This window comes from Cellulosimicrobium funkei (assembly GCF_004519295.1).
GTDB lineage: Bacteria > Actinomycetota > Actinomycetes > Actinomycetales > Cellulomonadaceae > Cellulosimicrobium > Cellulosimicrobium funkei.
In genome coordinates this window covers 1-4,098 of record NZ_SOZH01000017.1, presented here as the reverse complement: position 1 = coordinate 4,098, position 4,098 = coordinate 1, and the positions used below count along the sequence as shown (strand labels likewise).

The window sequence follows — 4,098 nt, the reverse complement described above, 5'->3', positions numbered from 1 at the left end:
TCGTCAACTGGTCCGACGCCGAGGCCCGCCTCCAGCGCGCCAAGACCCAGACCGCCGGGCTCATCGTCCCCTGACGACCCCGCCGCACGACACCCGGTCGGCGAGCACGACCCTGCTCCCCCACCACAACGAGGTTGGTCCCGCTATCCACCGGATAGCGGGACCAACCTCGTTCTCGGCGGCCGCCCAGGGCCACCCCGGTCAGTCCGCGGTCACGAAGAGGTGGCGCGTGACGTCGTCGGGCAGGTCGAGGACGGTCAGGGCGCCCTCGCCCGAGGCGGTGACGACGCCGTCGCCCACCGTGACCACGAGGGTCCGGTGCGGGAGCACGCCGGCCTCGGCGAACCGCGCGAGCAGCTCGACGTCCACCTGGATCGGCTCGGCGATGCGCTGGAGCACGACGCGCACCTCGGTGCCCGGCACCGCGCCGCGCGCGACGAGGTGCGCGCGCAGGGACACGACGCCCTGGAGGTAGCCGACCTCGGGCAGGTCCTCGCCGAGCTCGCGCAGGCCGGGGATCGGGTTGCCGTACGGGTCGTGCGCCGGGTGGTCGAGGAGCCCGACGAGGCGCCGCTCGACGAGGTCGCTCATCACGTGCTCCCAGCGGCAGGCCTCGGTGTGGACGTGCTCCCAGTCGAGCTTGATGACGTCGGTGAGCAGGCGCTCGGCGAGGCGGTGCTTGCGCATGACGCGCACCGCTGTCTGCTGGCCGAGGGCCGTGAGCTCGAGCTGGCGGTCGCCCCCGACGACGACGAGGCCGTCGCGCTCCATGCGCGCCACGGTCTGCGAGACCGTCGGCCCCGAGTGCCCGAGGCGCTCGGCGATCCGCGCGCGCAGCGGGGGGATCCCCTCCTCCTGCAGCTCGTAGATCGACTTCAGGTACATCTCGGTGGTGTCGATCAGGTCGGTCACTCGGCCTCCCGCGGCAGGTACGCACTCTTCTCTGGAACCATTCCAGTCTAGCGCTCTCTCATCGACACGATGATGTGTCTCTTGCTTATACTGTGCGTCACACACTATGGTGTGTGACATGACCGATCCCGAGATCTACGCCGGGCACAGCCAGGAGGTGCGCCGCGGCTCCGTCGTCGTCGCGAGCCTGCTGCTGCTGCGCACGCCCGGCTACGGCTACGGGCTCCTCGAGGCGCTCGCCACAGCGGGCGTCCCCGTCGACGCCAACACGCTCTACCCGCTCCTGCGCCGGCTCGAGAAGCAGGGCCTCCTCGTGAGCGAGTGGAACACCGACGAGGCGCGGCCGCGCAAGTTCTACCGCACCTCCCCCGCGGGCGAGCGCTTCGCCCGCGACCTGCTCGACGAGTGGCTCGCGATAGCACGGAGCCTCCAGACCATCGACTCCCAGGAAGGCACGTCATGACGCTCACCGACCGCTACGTCGCCGCCACGCTGCGCCGCGTCCCCGCGAACCAGCACGCCGACCTCGAGCAGGAGCTCCGCACGTCCGTCGCCGACGCGGTCGAGGCCAAGGTCGAGGCCGGCGCCGACCCGGCCCGAGCCGAGACCGACGTCCTCAACGACCTGGGCGACCCCGACCGCCTCGCGGCCGACCTCGCCGGTCGCCCGCTGTACCTCATCGGGCCGACGCTCTACCTCGACTGGCTGCGCCTCCTCAAGACGCTGCTCTGGGTCAGCCTCATCCCCGGGGCGATCGTGCTCGTCACCGACCTCGTCGACGGCGCCACCGTCGGGTCGGCCATCTGGAGCGGCATCTGGACGACTGCCTCCGTCGCCCTGCAGATCGCGTTCTGGACGACGCTCGTCTTCGTCGTGCTCGAGCGCTACGGCAGCCCACGCAGCCAGGACGACCTCACCGGCCCGTGGACGGTCGACCGTCTCCCCGCCGAGCGCGCGCCGCGCGAGATCTCGCTCGTCGACACGGTGGTCTCGGTCGGCCTGCTCGTCCTGGTCGCCGCGGCACTCCTGCTCCAGCCCTCGATCGCTTGGTTCCGCGGCGCGGACGGCGACGTGATCCCGGTCCTGCACCCGGACCTGTGGCCGCTGTGGACCGGCGCGCTCCTCGCGATCGTCGCGGCCGAGATCGTGCTCATGATCGTCACGTACGTCCGCGGCCGGTGGACCGTCGGCCTCGCCGCCGTCAACACCGTCACAGGCGTCCTGTTCGCCGGCGCGATCGTGTGGCTCGCGAGCACCGACCGCCTCGTCAACCCCGCGTTCCTCGAGGCCTCCGGTGCCGACTCGCTCGCGTGGCTCTCGAACGCGATCGTCGCGGTGACCCTCGTCATCGCGGCGTGGGACGTCGTCGACGTGTGGGTCAAGGCTCTGCGCGGTCGCCGCGCCTAGGCTGACCCGATGACCCGCTCCCGCCTCGAAAGCACCCGGCGTGCGGTCGAGGCGGCGGCGTCGCGCGAGGGGTTCGCGCTCGACGCGGCGCAGTCCGCGCTCCTCGACCGGCTCGTCCGGCTCGGGGAGGAGCTCGCCGGGGCCCGACGGCGCCCCGTCCGCGGCCTGTACGTGTGGGGCCCCGCGGGGCGGGGGAAGTCGTGGCTGGCGGGGGCGTTCTTCGCGGCCGTCGCGGACGGGCTCCCCGCCGGCGCGACCAAGCGGGTCCACGTGTACGACCTGTTCCGCGAGCTGCACGCGGCGATCCACGCCCGACGGGTGACCGCCCTCACCGGGCCGCGGCCCGCCGTCGGGCAGGGTGGCCCGACGCGCGGGTGGCGCACCCGGGCGACCGCGCCGGTCGCGGAGCCGACGCCGCCCAGGCCGTCGGAGGAGTCGCCGGAGCCACGCCCCGGCGCCGTCGACTCCGCGATCGACGGCCTCCTGCGCGGGACGACGCTGCTCTACCTCGACGAGCTCCACCTCCACGACACCGGCGACGCGACCCTGCTCACCCGGCTCCTGCGCCGGGCGTTCGCGGCGGGCGTCGTCGTGCTCGCGACGTCCAACTACGAGCCCGGCACGCTGCTGCCGAACCCGCTGTGGCACCACGTCGCCGAGCCGGGGATCGCGCTCCTGCGCGCGCACCTCGACGTCGTCGAGCTCGCCGGGCCCACGGACTACCGGACGCTCGGCGGGCGCGGTCGCGCCGGGTTCGCCGCGGGCGCGTGGCTCCGCCCCGGCACGACGGCCCAGCTCGACGCCCGCGGCCTGCGCCGCCCGGGCGCGGACGAGGCGACGGCGGTCCGCACCGGGTCGCGCACGTTCCCCGTGACGGCGGCGCGCGCGGACGAGCTGTGGGTGACGTTCGACGACCTCGCGGGCCGGCCGACGTCGACCCTGGAGTACCTCGACTGGTCCGTGCGCTTCCGCCGGTGGGTCGTCACCGACGTCCCCCTGCTCACCGCCGTCGACCGCGAGGCCCAGCAGCGGTTCGTCGCGGTCGTCGACGTGCTGGTCGACGCGGACGTCGAGCTCGTCGTCACGTCGCCCCACGCGCTCGGCACCTTCCGCACCGCGCTCCCCGACCGCCCGGACGCGTTCCGCACCGCGAGCCGGCTCCAGCTCCTCACCGAGGACGCGGGCGGCACCGACCCGGCGGACGACGTCCCGCACGCCTGACCCGGCGCGTCCCAGGGCTCGCGTGCGGGGGTGTCGTGGGCGGCGGTTACGATCGGCCGCAACCGACTCGACTGGAGGCACCTGGTGGCACGCTCCGACGGCACCGACGACGGCGGCGCGCGCGGTCAGCGCGGGCCCCGCGCGGCGGACGCGCTCACGTGCTCGTTCTGCGGCAAGTCGCAGCGGCAGGTGAAGAGGCTCATCGCCGGCCCTGCGGGCGTCTTCATCTGCGACGAGTGCGTCGCGCTCTGCCTCGAGATGGTCGAGGAGGACCGCGAGACGGAGTCGGCCGAGCAGGACATCGTCACCGGCAGCGGCCCGCTCCCCACGCCGCACGAGATCTTCGCGCACCTCAGCCGCTACGTCGTCGGGCAGGACGGCGCCAAGCGGGCGCTGGCCGTCGCGGTGCACAACCACTACAAGCGCGTACGCGCCGCCGCTGCCGCCGAGGAGGCGGGCGAGGCCCTCGCGACCGACGACCCGGACTACGTGGAGCTGGCGAAGTCGAACATCTTGTTGATCGGTCCGACGGGGACGGGCAAGACGTATCTGGCGCAG

5 protein-coding genes are annotated in these 4,098 nt (G+C 73.7%); 4 read left to right on the top strand and 1 reads right to left on the bottom strand.

All coding sequences use genetic code 11. The annotated features are described in order from the left end of the window. Positions 1–201 precede the first annotated feature (201 nt). Positions 202–912 carry an iron-dependent transcriptional repressor DtxR gene (locus E1O70_RS19725; protein WP_043659817.1) on the bottom strand — a complete coding sequence of 237 codons (711 nt, stop codon included), beginning with the start codon at positions 910–912 and terminating at the stop codon, positions 202–204. A 118-nt stretch (positions 913–1,030) separates the two neighbouring features. Between E1O70_RS19725 and E1O70_RS19720 the strand changes: the two genes are divergently transcribed. From E1O70_RS19720 to E1O70_RS19705, 4 genes are all read left to right on the top strand, one after another. After that, the gene (locus E1O70_RS19720) at positions 1,031–1,375 is read left to right on the top strand and encodes a PadR family transcriptional regulator (RefSeq protein ID WP_061269473.1); all 345 of its coding nucleotides are present in this window, start codon (positions 1,031–1,033) and stop codon (positions 1,373–1,375) included. Continuing rightward, entirely contained in the window at positions 1,372–2,319 is a 948-nt protein-coding gene (locus E1O70_RS19715) for a permease prefix domain 1-containing protein (protein WP_061269474.1), read from the top strand. The genes E1O70_RS19720 and E1O70_RS19715 overlap by 4 nt, the downstream gene beginning before the upstream one ends. A 9-nt stretch (positions 2,320–2,328) precedes the next feature. After that, a complete protein-coding gene (zapE, locus tag E1O70_RS19710; protein ID WP_061269475.1) occupies positions 2,329–3,540 on the top strand; it encodes an AFG1/ZapE family ATPase in 1,212 nt (403 codons plus the stop codon). 84 nt (positions 3,541–3,624) lie between these two features. Continuing rightward, the coding region (locus E1O70_RS19705; RefSeq protein ID WP_276321432.1) for a ClpX C4-type zinc finger protein at positions 3,625–4,098 on the top strand (474 nt) is incomplete at its 3' end.